We start from the raw sequence: 17300 nt of genomic DNA, 5'->3' as shown, positions 1-17300 counted from the left end.
GGATATATGAACTTCCTCAAAGCAAATGAGATATTGTCCAAAATAGGAGGCATCACATATAAATTTTCTTTTTCATATATTCTATTATAACTTATAGTATCACTATTTTATAACTCTTTTACGGATAAAAAAGCACAATGACTTTTTACATCACTGTGCGCTCTCTTAAATCTTATTTTTATATTGTTACCACTCCAGAGTAAACCTCCCCTTTTGTATTATAAGTAACATTAAACACCATATCTGAAAGCCATTGATTGAAGGATGAATTATCGTTAAATTGTTTGAAAATTTCCATATTGTTATACATCAAAGAAATCATAACTTTATTTAATGCTTTTTGACTTTCAATTTTAGCGTTTTGTTTATCAGAATTTTTCATGGCATTTTGATACTCTTTATCTTTTGCCACCATTTCTGGTATCCTTGCAATCTGTTTTTTTACACCCTCCTCATTCTCCCAAGGTATACTCCCAAAAAGTTCATGAAAATTTGACAATCTATTGCTTAATAAATCCAGCTTAGGTTCCTTTACACCTCTATGATTTGAGGTAACAACAGGATTTATTTCGTAGCTTTCTTTATCTTCAAGTACTATTGAGATAGTAGCTTGTGCTTCTGCCCTATAACTATCTAAATCTATTGATTCTAGTATTCCTTTTGAATCATCTTCCTCCTTTTGGGATGTAGGAAGTTTAGGTATTAGCATATTTAAAAATATACATAACTTTTCCCATTCTGAATTGCCATAAGGTAGAATAGAAGCTAAAAATCCATAGTTTCTTATAAAAGCTTTAGCCTTACTTCTAAAATTAACTTGTTCATCTTCATCTAAATCTTCCTTATAAGTTTTAACACAAACATCAAGAAGTGGATCAAGTTGCTCTTTACCTGCACCATTTAAATAAAGATATACTATGGTTTTTACATGATACTCACTAAAAACTTCATATTTTTTAATCTCTCTTTTTATTTCATTAAGTTTACTTGGGTCTGTTTCATCAGATAAAATAGTTGTTTGATAATATTTTGAGAAAGCTTCCTTTATTGCATTTATGTCATTTGCAAAGTCCCAAATAAAAGTATCATGTTTTTGAGGATGAGCTCTATTTAATCTTGATAAAGTCTGCACTGCATTAATATCTGTTATGACTTTATCCACATACATTGTATGAAGCAAGGGTTCATCGTAACCCGTTTGAAATTTGTTAGCAACTACTAAAATTCTATAAGGATGATGTCTTAGCTTCATTTCAATTTCATTACTTGGAAATCCATTAATACTACTTTCGCTAAGCCTTTCACCACCAAATTCATACTCACCGGAGAACGCTACAATTGCTTTATAAGGAGTTTTTCTTTTTACTAGATAATCTGAAATAGCATAATAGTATCTAATGGCCTTTTCTTTGCTCCCTGTAACTACCATAGCACGAGCTTTTCCTCCTACTTTCCCCTTTGCTATAACTTGATTAAGAAAATGGTCAATCATAATTTCAGCTTTTAATTCTATAGCTTTTTCATTAGACTCAACATATCTACGCAGTTTGTTTTGAGTCTTCTTTTTATCAAATAAAGGATCATCTTCTATACTTTTTGCAAGTTTATAATAACTATTTATTGTTGTATAATTTTTAAGTACATCAATGATAAACCCTTCCTCTATTGCTTGTTTCATAGTATAAACATGAAAAGGTCTATGCTTTATCTTTCCATTATCCTTATAAGGAATTCCAAACATTTCCAAGGTTTTGTTTTTAGGTGTAGCTGTAAAAGCAAAATAGCTTGCATTAGTAAGCATTTTACGTCCTTCTAATATTTTAAGAATCTTGTCCTCATCACTCTCATCATACACTTCTGATAAAGTCATGTTCATCTTTGCAGACATATTTCCACTTTGACTTGAATGTGCTTCATCAATAATAATTCCAAAATTACTCTTTCTATGATCATTTCCTATACCATTAAGTATATAAGGAAATTTATGAACTGTAGTTATAATAATTTTTTTACCATTTTCAAGAAGTTTCCTTAAATCTCCAGAGCTATCTGCGTGACCTACAGTATTCCTCATTTGCACAAAACCTTTAATAGTATTTTTAATTTGTTTATCCAGATTTATTCTATCTGTAACTATAATAATAGAATCAAATATATTTTTACCCCTTTTTTTTACATCCACAAGCTTATGTGAAAGCCATACTATAGAATTTGATTTTCCACTACCTACACTATGCTGAATTAAATATTTTTGCCCCATCCCCTTAGCTTTTACATCATTTAAAATAGCTTCCACAACTGAAAGCTGATGAAAACGAGGAAATACTTGCTTTCTATTTATCCTTTTCGTTTCTTCATCTTTTTCTTCAATTATTTGAGCATAATTCTCTATAATATTTGAAAGTTCATTTTTACTTAATATTTTTTTCCATAAATAATCTGTTTTTATACCATTAGGGTTAGGTGGATTTCCTGCGCCATTATTATATCCCTTGTTAAAGGGTGAAAATAAAGACTTTTTCCCATTTAATTTTGTACACATCTTAATTTCATTGTCATCCACTGCAAAATGGACCATACATCTTCCAAATCCAAATAAAGTCTCCTTTGGATTTCTATCTATTTTATATCTATATGCTGCATCACCTAAATTTTGTTTTGTTAAATTATTTTTAAACTCACAAGTTATTATAGGAAGTCCATTTATAAATATAACGCAATCTATAGCAAACTTTGTATTATCTCTTGAATACTTAAGCTGTCTTATAACACTAAAAATATTCTTAGAATACAATTCTGCTGCCTTAGAATTTTCTTCCGTTGGAATTAAATAATATAAATCTAAATTCACAGGATATATTTTAAATCCATTCCTAAGCACATTTATAATGCCATCCTTTGTAATTTTATCCTGTAATTTATTTAAAAACTTAACTTTATTCATCTCACTACTTAATACGCCTAAAATTTGAAGTTTTTCTGGTTGAGTCTCTTTTAAAAATTCAAATAATCTATTTTCATCAATTGCATACTCTTTATTATAATCAATATTTGTTCCTAATTCATAACCATTGTTACGCTGAAGATAATTCACAATAAGGGTTTCAAGCTTCTCTTCCTTTGTATTAGTATTACTTATCATTACAATTCGATCTCCTTTATATCTGCTTCCTCCCCATTATGAATTATTTCATCTTCTATTTCATGAGTAATATCCTCTTCTGGAATAAATTCATCTACTGGAATATTTCTAACATCAACTTTTCCTATAACTATGTCTGAAATAAGACGTATACCATATTCGGTAATGAGCGAAATTTCTTTATTAATATGTAAGATACTTTTATCAATTTTATCTGTTATTCTTATAATATAATCTACTATTTTTTTCTGTTCTTCTATAGGTGGAAGCATTGTATAAATATTTATAATCCTTTCTATAGCTAATCCAGGCTGAGCAGCAGATTGAGAATATTGATTTAGATTCATTGTTTCAATTAAATATTTGGCCCAATCCACATTAACATTTGAATTTGTTGTTACTACAACTGCATGTTCTGAAGCCCAAAACCTTCCTTTCACTAAATGAACATTACCACAGAGAGCTCCTTGTCTGCCTATAAGCAAATAATTACCATCATGTGTATATTTATCAAAATATCCCCTTAGTCCATTTCCTCCATAAACAGGATACTTTCCTTTCATATCAATTTGTGAAGAAGTTATACTATCTCCACTTTTAAATTTTCCTAAATGCTTTAATTTACACTTTATCCAATGGTTCGGGATCTCCTCTACCCACTGTATGCCACTTGGCTTCATTTCTGACTTATATCTAACTTTACATTCTCCATTTTCAATTTTTATTTTTCCTATTATTGCTTCATTTATAAATACTTTCTTTTGTTGTTTTAGTAAATCTATAATTTTTTTCTTTTCTTTTATAAATTTTCTTATCTTACTAAGCTTACAATCCAAATATTTGACTATTTGCTTTTGCTCTTCCATAGGTGGGTTAGGCATTTTTGTTCTTAAAAATGTCTCTATATGAATTACTTTTCTAAGTCCAGTATAAAGCGATCTAAGTTTTTTGCTATTATCTAGTGACAAATAATAATAATATAAATATTTTTCATTAATATTTTCTATTTTAAAAACATTATATGAACCAGTAATCATTCCCTTCATTGAGGATAAACCAACTGTTCGTGGAGTTTCATCCATATCAAATAAGCAAAACACTATATTATTTGGATTTACTACTTGATATGCCTCAAAGTCTTTCGGAAATTTTCCCTTTGCATTTTCTAAATCACGTGGTATTATTCCTCTTTTTGTTAATGACAAAAGAGTATATTTACTGTGATTTCGTCCTACTATTTCTTTTTCTACCTTCATTACATTTTTATTTCTTATCATGTTCCAATGCTTAGGTATATAATCTAACCATAATAACTCAGTCTTTTTATAATCTTCGTAAGGTCTAAGTTCATTATGAATCTGTAATTTTTGATTTTTCATTGAACTTAACCTCCTATAATCTCATTTAAAAGTCCATCGGTTTCCGATTCAAGTATCTTAATATCTGCCTTTATTTCATTAAGATCTCTTAGCTTAATTGGCTTGTAAAAGTATTTTGAAAAACTTATTTTATAGCCTATTTGAGTTTTACTTTTATCTATCCAAGCATCTTTATTAAAAGGTAACACTTCATCTTTAAAGAATTTTTCGATACCACCTTCATGTAATAATGGTATCTCCTCTGTATCTCTTAAATTACTATCTGCTTCATATTCTACAATATGGTATTCATCTTCAATATTTTCATTAAATAATCCATACAAAGGATTTTTTTCTACTTTTCCTGGTTTGATTATTCTCTTTATTACCTTTTCTGCTACTTCATCAACCTTTGCCAGATTATTTTTAACAAGCTTTAATCTCTTTGAAGACAGCTTAATATTTAAATTTGAAGCTATTTTTTTTAGTTCATCTAAGAGCAGATTATAATTCGTTAGTTTTTTATGTTGAAATTTATCTCCTAAAATATAAATTATATCCATGAGTTCTGTATCTTTTTGTTCTTCACATATTTTACTGAATTCTTCTATGTTTTCTTTAGATAAATCCACACTTAAACGTAGTGGCTTTTCAACGGTTATCTTCCAATAACCAAATTCCTTATTATCAAATATTTTTGATTTATCATTTTCTTCAAAATTTATAAGTATATCAGTTATTACTTTTCTTATTTCAGGTGTTAATTCACAATTTTTATTTCCTTGATTTTTTCTAAGAGGACTTTTTAGATCTGTAGCATCTATAAGTTGTACCTTTCCCATTCTATGTTTAGGTTTTCTATTAGCAACTACCCAAATAAATGTTGCAATACCAGTGTTATAGAACATATTTTCAGGCAATGCTATTATAGCTTCTAGCCAATCATTCTCTATAATATATCTTCTTAAATTACTTTCACCTTGTCCTGCATCCCCCGTGAATAAAGATGACCCATTATGTACTTCTACAATTCTACTTCCAAGCTCTGTGTTTTGTTTCATTTTACTTATTTTATTCGCTAAGAATAATAATTGTCCATCACTAGAACGAGGAATCATTTTAAAATCGGATTCGTTATTATGCGTTACTGCAAAACGAGGATCTGTAATATGTTCTTTTCCACCTAATTTATTTAAGTCTGTTTTCCAGCTCTTACCATAAGGTGGATTTGAAAGCATAAAATCAAAATTTGTAGTTGAAAATTTATCATTAGATAAGGTAGATCCATAGGCAATATTATCAGCCTGCTTACCTTCACCCTTTAGCAGCATATCTGCTTTAGTTATAGCATAAGTTTCTGGGTTGATCTCTTGCCCATATAAATTTATAGAAATTTGTTTATTATTCTCCTTTGCAAGTTCTTGTAGTCTTTTTTCTGCAATAGTAAGCATTCCACCAGTACCACAAGCACCATCATATACAAGATAAGAACCATCTTTTATTTTATCTACCACCGGTAAAAAAGTTATGTCTGCCATAAGTTCAACAACATGTCGAGGAGTGAAATGTTCTCCTGCCTGTTCATTATTTTCTTCATTGAATTTATGGATAAGTTCTTCAAAAATACTACCCATAGTATGATTCTCAAGAGCCGGTAATTTAACTTCTCCATTATCGTCAAGAACTGGTTCTACACTTAAATTTATACGAGGATCAACAAATTTTTCAATTACTGATCCTAATATATCAGCTTCAATCATTGTATCTATTTGGTTTCTAAATTTAAATTTTTCAAGTATTTCTTGAACATTAGGTGAAAAACCATCTAAATATGTAATAAAATCTAGCTTTAATTGTTGTTGCTTTACCCTTGATTTTAAATCTTTAAGCATGAAAGGTGATGTATTACAAAAGGCTTGCCCTGCCACACTACAAAGTGCTGAAGTTTGATTTACTATACCTGCTTTATCTAATTTTTCTTTCATTTGTAATACTGCTTCTTTTGTTGGTTCAAGAACAGCATCAAGCCTTCTAATTACAGTCATAGGTAAAATTACATCTCTATATTTACCACGAACATATACATCACGCAAGCAATCATCTGCAATACTCCATATAAAGTTTACTATTTGATTATCCATGTATTTTTCCTCCAATATATATAATATATATTATAAATTTTCTTCTAAATTAAAATAATAATTGTATCAGCTCATCACAATTCCTCTCATATTATGACCTTATTTTTTGGGTTCCATAAAATTTGAGAAAGTAGCTATTTAACAACAACTTATGAAAATACCTATAAAAGTTATATAGATTTCCACTATACCTTTTCGAAATTCCCATAAAAAACTATAGATATTTTTATATAACTTTTCGACAAACATATAAAAAACTATAGATATTTCCACTATAGTTTTTCGAAAAATCCATATTTATTTCACCATAAAATTTATTCTCCCCATACTCTGTATACATATTTATATATATATTATATAATATCATAAATTTTGTACAAGTACTCTAAATAATATGAAATAAATATCTAATAATATTAATAAATTAGAAATATGCAATTTCATGGTAGAATATTAAAAAAAGTATTATTTTTTTACAGTTATACTAAACTCACCAAAGTAGTCAGGACCACTAATAAAACCAGCGGTATTCAAAACACAAAAAACCAACATAGTTAGTTCACATAAGTAAACTAATTATGTTGGCTATATCTAGCTAAATAAATCCTTATTTTCTATCCATTCCACCAAGCAATTATTAAATTATCTACTATATATCATTAACCTTTTTCATATTAACCTATATCTGGCAAAATAAATACTTATCTTCCATATACATTATTAACACTATTTATAATATATCATCTTTCATAATCGTTTTCAATATTTTTTAGCACTAACGTTCAACATTTAGAAATACTATTGACAAAATTAATATGAAAGTTTATGTAGATTATCCATTAATTTTATAATGAAAAAATTAGCAACCTTTGCTTTAGTATAAGTAGCACCAAATACATAGCAAGGAGGTTGCTAATTATTAATAAATATAATTATACTATGTTGTTTAAAAAATTTATAGAGTTAATCGATTGGAAATCCTTCAAAATAGCTCCTTATAAGTTAAATATCAATTATTTAACTATAGAAAATCATCTTAGAACTTTAATAGATTCTTCAACTATTAGTACGTGTATAGCTTAGCTTCGAAAGCTAGAATTAAAGTTCATACAAAATTTGATTTAGGAAAAGGTATTCCTAAAACAATAGTTGTGACTAATGCTAAATAATTTTAATATTTTATTACACATAATAAACCATAAAAACATATTAAATATCACATTATTATTCCTAATTTATTATAGTTTTATTACAAGTAATCTCTAAAAACTCCATATCATGAGTTACAATAAATATAATATGATTTTCCTTTGATAATTTTTTTATCATTTTACTAACTACCAACATATTTTCATAATCTAATCCACTGGTTGGTTCGTCAAAAATCAAAATTTTTTTATCTGTTAAAAGTCCTGTAGCAATGGCTAAACGCTGTTTCTGTCCCCCGGATAATGCCATAGGATGATTGTCTTTGTAAATATGTAAATTAAATTTCTTTAAAATATCTAATATAACCTCTTCTCTTATTTCTTCTAATGATAGTGTACACTCATTCCATACACTTTCTGAAAACAATTGATGATTTACATCCTGCATAATCATATAGCAAGCTCTATTACGTTGTTTACCATTTAAACACTTTCCATTTAACTTTACAGTACCCTTACTTTCTTTTATTAACCCTGCAAGACAACGCATAAGAGTTGTTTTACCGGTGCCATTGTTACCTAAAATACCAATAACTTCTCCTTCATTTGCTGAAAAACTAATGTCTTGAAAAATAGGATTTTTCTTAATTGAATAGGAAAGACCTGAAACAACTAAATCAGCTTTATTTGATATTACACACTTAGAATGTTTTGTTTCTGTGTTTTTTATCATTCTTAATCCCATTTTTATTCTATCGTCATCTTTTAAAGCTAAAAATTCTTCTCTTTGAAAAATACGAACAATTTTACCCTTGTCCATATATACAGCCCTATCAATTATATCTGCAAGATAATAAAGACGATGATCTGCAATCACAATTGTTTTGCCAAGACTTTTGATTTTTTCTAGTTGTTTTTTTAATATTTGTATAGATTTTTGATCTAGATTAGCCGTTGGTTCATCCAATACGTAAACTTCTGGATTCACTGTATATATGGATGCAAAGGCAAGGGCCTGTTTTTCTCCACCGGACATAGTAAAAATATTTCTATTCACTAGTCTTTCTATCTGCAAATCATTAATAGTATCAGAAACCCTTTTCTTTATATATCCAGGTTCCCTTCCATCGTTTTCCAAACAAAAAGCTAACTCGCTATCAGAATCTATGTTAAAAAACTGAGATTTTGGATTTTGAAATACAGAACCTATTTTAGAGGATAACTGATACATTTTTGTATTTTCTACATCCATCCCAGCTGAAATAACTTTACCTTCAAATTCCCCTCTTATAAAATGTGGAATTAGTCCATTAATAAGCTTTGTTACTGTGGTTTTACCGCATCCACTTTTACCACATAATAAGATACATTCTCCAGGCTTTATATGAAGATTAATATTTTTTAATTGATAATCTTCTCCTTCTGAATATTTAAAACAAACATTTTTGATATGTATCATATACTACCTCCTATTGCATCATTATGATTACTATGAAAATAATTCCAATTCCAAGGCATATATAATCTTGTATATGAAACCGTATATCAATAACGCTAGTTTTAGGTGCTGGATTTTCAATACCTCTAGTAATAGCTGCAGAACTTAACTCTTCCGCAGTATTTGCAGCGGATATAAGCATAGGTACATACATACACTCCATTCTTCTTATAACACCTTTTATTTTCCTCATTTTCATTGCTTCTTTAATATGAGTCACTTCTTCTTTAATGGCTGGAAAATAGCGTATAGTAATGGATAGTGGAATGATTATTTTTTGTGGAACCTTCCATTTTTGTAATGACAAAATTATTAATCTTACTGGTATTGTTTTTATGATTAATCCCCCTATCATCATGCATGGAAGTAGTTTCCTAGCATAAATAGCTAATACAGAAAACATAACAGCAAGAAAGGTGGGCATAACTGGAATTAAATAATATTGTATAAACAATAAGGCTCCATAAAATCCAATCCATTTTATAGAAGATTTTCTACAACCACACAATAATAGCAATACTGAGATAGCCACTATTATTAATGTTTCCATATAAACAGAAGAATTTGCAAAAGCAACTATATTTGCAATAAAAATAAGCATAATTTTGGTTCTTGGATCCATTTGCAAATTTTTTTTACTTTCCTTTGCCATTATTAAACAATACCTGCCTTTTTAAAATGTTTTTTTAACATAGACTTACCAATAAATCCACCAATTAATGCAGCTATAAATGTTGCAACATACATTGACATCAGCATACCTGTAGAAGTAAGAGTCTTAAGTCCCTCTACATAACTTGCAGACATTCCTTGTTCCATAATGGATTTTAAAAAACTATCTCCAAATAACCAAATAGGAAGTGGTGACCCGGTCATACCAAGTGAAAAGATAGCATAAGCAATCAAATTTCCTGTAAAGCTTTTGTAACCAAATCCACGACGAATAAATTCCCCTATAATACTAACAATTGCAAAACTAACTAATAACACCACCGTAAATTGACCTGTTGCAAAATAAATCAGTGCTGTAATTATAGACATAATTAATATAGCTCCAAATTTTTGAACTTTTGCAGTCATCAGCATAAAAATAACACCACAAAGAAGTCCAATAATGGCAGGCATAAAAATCCATATAATCGGTGAAATACCTCCACAAACCATAACAATTAGATTAACCACAAAATAAATAGCTGAAAAAATACCAATAGTAACTAAATCTTTGATCTGTAGCTTATTTGTTTCTGTTTTTAACATTTTACTTTCCTCCTAATATATTATATTTTTTTAAAAGTTTATCCATAGATAAATAAACTTTATGTAATACTTTAATTTTGACTATATTCATAACAGAAAAACACCTTATTTTTAAGAATTATGGAACTACTTCCCTAAATCACCCTATATCTTTGAACTTTCATCTCCTCAAATTTCAGAAATTCATTTGTAGCTTGTACATAATAACATAACAACGTTATGTTATAACTAAAAAATTAAGAGTTCTCACTCTACTATTTAAAGTATAGTTAGTATAGACTAACCTATTAACAAAAAAAAGACTATGCCTTTTTTAATCTCATTAATTCATTCCATCCACCATAAAAAAATCTGGCAATAGCATCAACCTGTTTTAATGCTTCTTCCTTAGGAAGCTGATGACGAATTGGCTCTACAATGGCTGAAACTTGTAAACTCACAAGATTATGTAAGATATTCTCATCAAAGTATACACCTATTTCACCTGTGTCACGCTTATTCATAATATAATCTCTATTTAAATTCTCAAAGGATTCTACCATCCTGTCATAAAAATTCTCCATAGAAGAACCTGTTGATTTGCAAAGTAAAAGCACAAAAACATCAAAATTATCATACATATATTTTAAAATACCCTTAATCTGTAATGTATTAATATCAATAGCATTATCTAAGGATATTTTTTTATCATCACGAATAATTTTATTCTCATTTTCAATTTCTACTATATAATCTAAAATTACTTTTGCCTCATTACCAACAAGGTGATAAAATATATCATTTTTATCTTTAAAAAAGAAGTAAGCTGCTCCTGTAGTTACATTTGCTTTTTTGCAAATAGTTCGCATAGAAGCTTTTTCAAACCCCTTATATAAAAACTCTTCTTTTGCCACTTTGAGCAACAGTTCTCTTGTATCAGGTTTATCTTTCATTATTCTTCACCTTTTCTTTCTCCTTTAAAAGCTACTACAGAACAGTGTTATTTTACCATGCTTGCACATCAATGTCAATTAGTTTTGAAAATTATTATCAATTATTATTTTATCTGCCACCCTCTCATAGCCAAGTTGTTACCCGTGGTGGATACACTAAAAAGAGTATATCACTTTCTAGTGATATACTCTTTTTTATTTTACTTCAAATCTAATTCTTATATTAATTTTATAATAATAATGTATTATATTAAAATTATTGTATGAAATTGAATTTTTATATAATTAATTAATATATAATTTTAATCTGTTAACCCTTCTTTTTGCAAAAATTCTTTTGCTACTTCTTTAGGATCTCTTTTATTTACATCTACTTCATAGTTTAATTTTCTCATTTTTTCGTCAGTTATTCTTCCGTCTAGTTCTCCTAAAACTTTCCTAAGTTCTGGGAATTTTTTTAATGTCTCTTCTTTTACAATTGGAACTGCATAATAGTCTGGAAAAAAGTGCTTGTCATCCTCTAAAAGAACTAAATTAAACTGTTCTATTAACCCATCTGTTGTAAAAGCATCTATAATTTGAGTTTCATTATTAACTAAAGCTTTATACCTTAATCCACCATCTATTGGTTTAACAGCCTTAAAATTCATATCATATGCTTTATTAAGACCTACAATCCCATCTTCTCTATTTGCAAATTCTATTGTTGGTCCTAATATCATTTTACTTGATACATTTGCTAAATCTGATGTGTTTTTTAAATTATATTTTTGTGCAATTTCTTTTGTAGTTGCCATTACATAAGTATTGTTAAAACCTATAGGCTTTAAGACTTCAATTCCAAACTTTTCTTTAAACTCTTTTTTGACTGTATTATAAACCGCCTGTCTATCTCTATTAGGTTTTTTAATGTTTAACATATTTCCATATGCAGTACCTGTATATTCAACATACATATCTATTCCGCCAGTTTTTAGTGCATTAAAACTTACTTGAGTTCCTCCTAAATTTAACTTTGTTTCAACATTTATATCCGTTTTATTATCGATTAATTCTTCCAATATATTACCTAAGATAATCTGTTCTGTAAAGTTTTTGGAACCAATAACTACTTTTTTATCCCCTAGTCCTATTAGCTTTGGAACTATTAATGCTAACACTATAATAATTCCTAATATTGATGCTATTATAGTATTTCTTTTCCTGTTTTTATTTGAAGAATTTCTTTTTACTTTCATTGTACCATCTGCTTTTTTTATACCATTTGGCATAGTTGCCTCTTCTATTCTTCCTGTTATCCAATCTATTATTAAAGCTAATATAGCTGCCGGAATAGCACCAAATAATATAAGATTATTATCTACTGTTTGTATTCCTGAGAATACTAAATACCCAAGTCCACCTGCTCCTACAAATGCTGCTATAGTCATAAGTCCAACGGCTGTTACTGATGCTATTCTTATACCTGCCATTATTATTGGCATTGCTAAAGGTATTTTTATTAATTTAAGAGTTTGAGTATTTGTCATCCCTAGACCTTTTGCTGCTTCTAGCATATCTGGATTTATATTAGTAATTCCTGTATAAGTATTTTTTAATATTGGTAACATAGAATATAAAACAACCATAGTTATAGCAGGGCCTGATCCTATACCTATTAAAGGTATTAGAAAACCTAAGATGGCTAAACTTGGTATAGCTTGTGTTAAATTTGCAAAGCCTATTACTATATTAGCTATTTTTTTATTTTTAGTAATAATTATACCCAGGGGCACTCCAATAACTACTGCTATTAAAACTGCTATTAAAGTAAGTTCTATATGTTCTATTAAAAGAGAGAATATTTCTGATCTTTTTAGTATTAATTGTTGTATAAAATTATTCATCAATTATCCCCTCCATATCTATATACTGACTACTTAAAACTGCTATTAAACTACTTCTTGTTATTAAGCCTAAAAGTTTTCCTTCATTATTACTTACAGGCAAATATCCCATCTTCAAACTATTGAATTTATCTAAAAGTTCTGGTAAATTAGTGTCTCCCAAAACACATTTTGGCTCTTTATTCATTACTTCTTCAACTAATTTATCTTTTTCTTTTATTTTTCGAATATATTCTAATTTTATATAACCAAGTAAATTTCTTTCTTTATCTATTACTAGTAAACTGTCCACTTTTTTATCTCGCATTATCTCTCTTGCTTGAAGTAGATTTCTCTTAGGAGTAACCGTCACTGGATTTGTTATCATAACATCCTCTGCTTTTATCATTTCCGGCTTAGTCCATATTTTATTTTTACCTACAAATTCCTCAACATATTCTCCTGCTGGATTTTTTAATATGTTTTCTGGAGTATCATATTGAAGTAGTTTTCCATCCTTCAATATACAAATTTTATCTGCTAAATTTAAAGCCTCATCCATATCATGTGTAACAAAAACTATAGTTTTTCTATATTCTTTCTGGATATTAAATAATTCCTCTTGAAGTTCTGTTCTTGTTATAGGATCTAGCGCACTAAAAGGCTCGTCCATTAAAATTATTTCAGCATTCGCTGCAAAAGCTCTTGCAACTCCAACTCTCTGTTGCTGCCCCCCACTTAATTCAACCGGATATCTATCCATATATTTTTCTGGATCTAATCCAACCATATTTAATAATTCATTTGTTTTTTTATCAATTTCTTCCTTAGATTTTCCCATAAGCTTTGGTATTATTTCTATATTTTCTTTAACTGTAAGATGTGGAAAAAGCCCTGTTTGCTGAATTACATATCCTATACTTCGTCTTAATTTTATTGGATCCATTTCCCTTATGTTTTTTCCATTAACCAATATTTCTCCTGCTGTAGATTCTATTAGCCTATTTATCATTTTTAACAATGTAGTCTTTCCAGAACCACTTGATCCTATTAATACAACTAAGTTACCTTTTTCTATTTCTAAATTAAATTTTTCTATTACAACAATATCTTTATAATTTTTTTTGATATTTTTAAATTCAATTATAGTATTTTTCATAAATATTTCACTCTCCTTCCTCTCTTTAGTTTAAAATTACACTTTTTGTATACTAACAACTTATTTTAGCAAGATGTTGTACCTTTAATGCTAACACAAAAAATCATAGCTATCAAGTTTTAATAACATATTTCTTTATATGAATATATAATTACTGTTATTTTAATTACTTATTTTTATATATAAAAAATACAAATATTTTGTCTAAATAAGAAAGAAAAGAGCATCTCACTTTTAGCGAAATACTCTTTTTTATTTACTTTAAAATAAAATTTCTAATTTTTATATTAATGTTTTGTAACAATGTATTATATTATATTTGTCGTATAAATATATATTCTGTGCTTTTCGAAATAACATTTAAAAATTAACTAAATAAATAGGCTTTTAAAGTTCTACGAAACAGGATTTTATTTCATCAAAATATATGGTACCAAAATACTTCTTTATATCAATGGATTTTAAAAATTCATCTATATATTCTTCTCCATATTTTATCCCAATAATTTTTTTCTCTATTTCTGATACATCCATTACCCCTAAAAAATCGCCATATATTTTGCATTCATTAATATGTCCCTCTACAATATTCAATAATACTTCGAGCTTACCACCTTGAAATCTTTTATAATTTCTGTAATTAAATTCTGGTGACTCGCCATAGTTCCACTGCCAGGTCATGTACTTTTCTTTCATTAATTTTTCTATTGCGCTAATATGTTCACTAGTCAAATTGTACTCTTTAAGGGAACTTTTATTCCACATAAAAATATTTTCTATAAGGATTTCTTTAAATTCCTCCATAAAAATATCTTCTTTTACATGTTCTTTAATGTTTGTTACTCTACTTTTTATTGATTCAATACCCTTAGATAGTATTTTATCATTGTCTACATTTAAGGCTTTTACTAAGTTTTCTAATTCAGAGTTAAACAATAAAGTACCATGATGAAGAAATCTATCTTTATATATGTGTTGAGAATTTCCTGATATTTTTCTTCCATCTATCAAAATATCATTTCTTCCTGATAACTCTGCTTTTACATTGAGTTTACCTAAAGAATAAATTACAGGATTGGTAAAGGTTTTAAAATCAAGCAAATGTTTTTCATCATATTTAGTTATGAAGGTAAAATTTATATTACCTAAATCGTGATATACAGCTCCTCCTCCAGAATTCCTTCTAACTACATTTATATTATTATCTTTTACAAAATTCATATTAATTTCCTTTAATGTATTTTGATGCTTTCCTATTACAATTGTAGGCTCATTTTGCCAGAGAATAAAATAGTCTTTCTTAATATCTACATTTTTTAAAAGATATTCTTCTAAAGCCAAATTGAAAAAAGGATTTGTTGATTTATTTACTAAAAACTGCATTATTTTTACCTCCATAACTTGATTTTATTTATTCACCATATGAATTGCTTCTTTGTTTACTGCAAGAGCTGCCTCCTTCATCGCTTCTCCTATTGTGGGATGAGCATGTACTGTTGTAATTATTTCCTCTAGGGTAGCTTCCAGTCTTAGAGCTAAGGCTGCCTCTGTTATTAAATCCGTTGCCCTAGGTCCAAGTATATGGACTCCTAATACCTCTTCATATTTTTTATCCGCTATTATTTTTATAAATCCCTCTGTATCATTCATTATAAGAGATTTTCCATTATAAATTAGAGGGAACTTTCCTACTTTATAATCAATGCCCTTTTCCTTTGCTTGTTCTTCTGTTAATCCCACAGAGGCTAATTCTGGCTTAGTATATACGCAAGCTGGTACAGTTTTATAATCCATTTTTTTATTTTTACCCATAATATTTTCTACAGCTATTATTCCTTGATCTGAAGCTACATGGGCAAGCATATTTTTTCCTGTACAGTCACCTATAGCATAAATTCCTTTTATATTTGTTTCCATATTATCATTTACCCAAATGTATCCTTTTTCTATATATACTCCAGTACTTTCTAAATTTAGATTACTTATATTTGCTCTTCTTCCTACTGCTATTAAAACTTTTTGTGCCTCTATATTTAACTTACTATTATCTTCTTCAAAACTTACCTTTAAATTTTCATTGTTATTTTCAATTTTAGTTACCTTACAGTTATTATATATATCAATTCCGTCCTTTTTAAGCTTTTCCTTAAGAATCTCAGAAATTTCTCTATCCACTGGTGGCAATATAAGTGGTAGCATTTCAATAACAGTTACCTTACATCCAAGGGAATTAAAAATATTTGCAAATTCTATTCCTATAACGCCTCCACCAATTATCACCATACTTTTAGGAATAGAATCTAAGCTTAAGGCTCCAGTACTATCAATTACTCCCTCTAATTCTTTTCCTTTTATAGGAGGTATAAAGGGAACGGAACCAGATGAAATTATCACATTATCAAATTGGATATTTTCACTTTCTCCCTGATCCTTTGTTACTTTTATACTACTTTTTCCTTCAAAGGCTGCAGTTCCATTAATTACTTTAACTTTATTATGTTCAAGTAATGTTGAAACCCCTGAAACTAAGGTATTTACTACAGTATTTTTTCTATTTTGAAGCTGAGGCCAATTAACTTTTACTTCATTATTCACCTCTATTCCTAAAATTTTGGCTTCTTTTATTTCATTTAATAATTCTGAAGAATGTAATAAAACCTTAGTAGGTATGCAACCCATATTTAAACAAGTACCTCCTAGCTTTTCTTTTTCAATAAGAGTAACCTCTGCTCCTAGCTGAGCTCCACGAATAGCCGCTACATATCCTCCTGGTCCTCCTCCAATAACTACTAGCTTCATT

The 17300-nt window shown here is 28.4% G+C and carries 12 protein-coding genes; 1 reads left to right on the top strand and 11 read right to left on the bottom strand.

Features of this window, described 5'->3' with window-relative positions; genetic code table 11:
• Positions 1 to 178: 178 nt before the first annotated feature.
• From ACYUEW_RS12545 to ACYUEW_RS12535, 3 genes are read right to left on the bottom strand one after another with little or no spacing between them, the layout of a single operon-like run.
• Entirely contained in the window at positions 179 to 3142 is a 2964-nt protein-coding gene (locus ACYUEW_RS12545) for a type I restriction endonuclease subunit R (RefSeq protein ID WP_257412172.1), read from the bottom strand.
• Positions 3142 to 4521 (bottom strand): restriction endonuclease subunit S, encoded by a 1380-nt coding sequence (locus tag ACYUEW_RS12540; protein WP_265204033.1) that lies wholly within the window; start codon positions 4519 to 4521, stop codon positions 3142 to 3144. The genes ACYUEW_RS12545 and ACYUEW_RS12540 overlap by 1 nt, the downstream gene beginning before the upstream one ends.
• A 5-nt stretch (positions 4522 to 4526) precedes the next feature.
• On the bottom strand, positions 4527 to 6641 hold the full coding sequence (locus ACYUEW_RS12535; RefSeq protein ID WP_265204032.1) for a type I restriction-modification system subunit M: 2115 nt from the start codon (positions 6639 to 6641) through the stop codon (positions 4527 to 4529).
• A gap of 909 nt (positions 6642 to 7550) precedes the next feature.
• Here ACYUEW_RS12535 and ACYUEW_RS12530 point away from each other — a divergent pair.
• Positions 7551 to 7724 carry a hypothetical protein gene (locus ACYUEW_RS12530; protein WP_460276882.1) on the top strand — a complete coding sequence of 58 codons (174 nt, stop codon included), beginning with the start codon at positions 7551 to 7553 and terminating at the stop codon, positions 7722 to 7724.
• Between the two features lie 147 nt (positions 7725 to 7871).
• Here the strand turns inward: ACYUEW_RS12530 and ACYUEW_RS12525 are convergent, their stop codons facing one another.
• The 8 genes from ACYUEW_RS12525 to lpdA form a co-directional block, all read right to left on the bottom strand.
• The gene (locus tag ACYUEW_RS12525) at positions 7872 to 9248 is read right to left on the bottom strand and encodes an ABC transporter ATP-binding protein (protein WP_265204031.1); all 1377 of its coding nucleotides are present in this window, start codon (positions 9246 to 9248) and stop codon (positions 7872 to 7874) included.
• 10 nt (positions 9249 to 9258) lie between these two features.
• Entirely contained in the window at positions 9259 to 9939 is a 681-nt protein-coding gene (locus tag ACYUEW_RS12520) for an energy-coupling factor transporter transmembrane component T (protein WP_265204030.1), read from the bottom strand.
• A 2-nt stretch (positions 9940 to 9941) separates the two neighbouring features.
• Entirely contained in the window at positions 9942 to 10544 is a 603-nt protein-coding gene (locus tag ACYUEW_RS12515; protein WP_003486210.1) for an MptD family putative ECF transporter S component, read from the bottom strand.
• A 302-nt stretch (positions 10545 to 10846) separates the two neighbouring features.
• Positions 10847 to 11476: a TetR/AcrR family transcriptional regulator gene (locus ACYUEW_RS12510; protein WP_460276881.1), complete on the bottom strand. Its 630-nt coding sequence runs from the start codon at positions 11474 to 11476 to the stop codon at positions 10847 to 10849.
• 302 nt (positions 11477 to 11778) lie between these two features.
• Entirely contained in the window at positions 11779 to 13362 is a 1584-nt protein-coding gene (locus ACYUEW_RS12505; protein WP_460276880.1) for an ABC transporter permease/substrate-binding protein, read from the bottom strand.
• Positions 13355 to 14500 (bottom strand): betaine/proline/choline family ABC transporter ATP-binding protein, encoded by a 1146-nt coding sequence (locus tag ACYUEW_RS12500; RefSeq protein WP_460276879.1) that lies wholly within the window; start codon positions 14498 to 14500, stop codon positions 13355 to 13357. Before ACYUEW_RS12500 ends, ACYUEW_RS12505 begins: the two co-directional genes overlap by 8 nt.
• Positions 14501 to 14887: 387 nt before the next feature.
• Positions 14888 to 15883 carry a lipoate--protein ligase gene (locus ACYUEW_RS12495; RefSeq protein WP_460276878.1) on the bottom strand — a complete coding sequence of 332 codons (996 nt, stop codon included), beginning with the start codon at positions 15881 to 15883 and terminating at the stop codon, positions 14888 to 14890.
• A 24-nt stretch (positions 15884 to 15907) separates the two neighbouring features.
• Complete coding sequence (gene lpdA, locus ACYUEW_RS12490) at positions 15908 to 17299, bottom strand: dihydrolipoyl dehydrogenase (protein ID WP_460276877.1); 1392 nt, start codon at positions 17297 to 17299, stop codon at positions 15908 to 15910.
• Between the last annotated feature and the right edge of the window lies 1 nt (position 17300).

Source organism: Clostridium sp. CTA-1, assembly GCF_054768215.1.
This window is presented reverse-complemented; position numbering and strand designations above follow the sequence as displayed.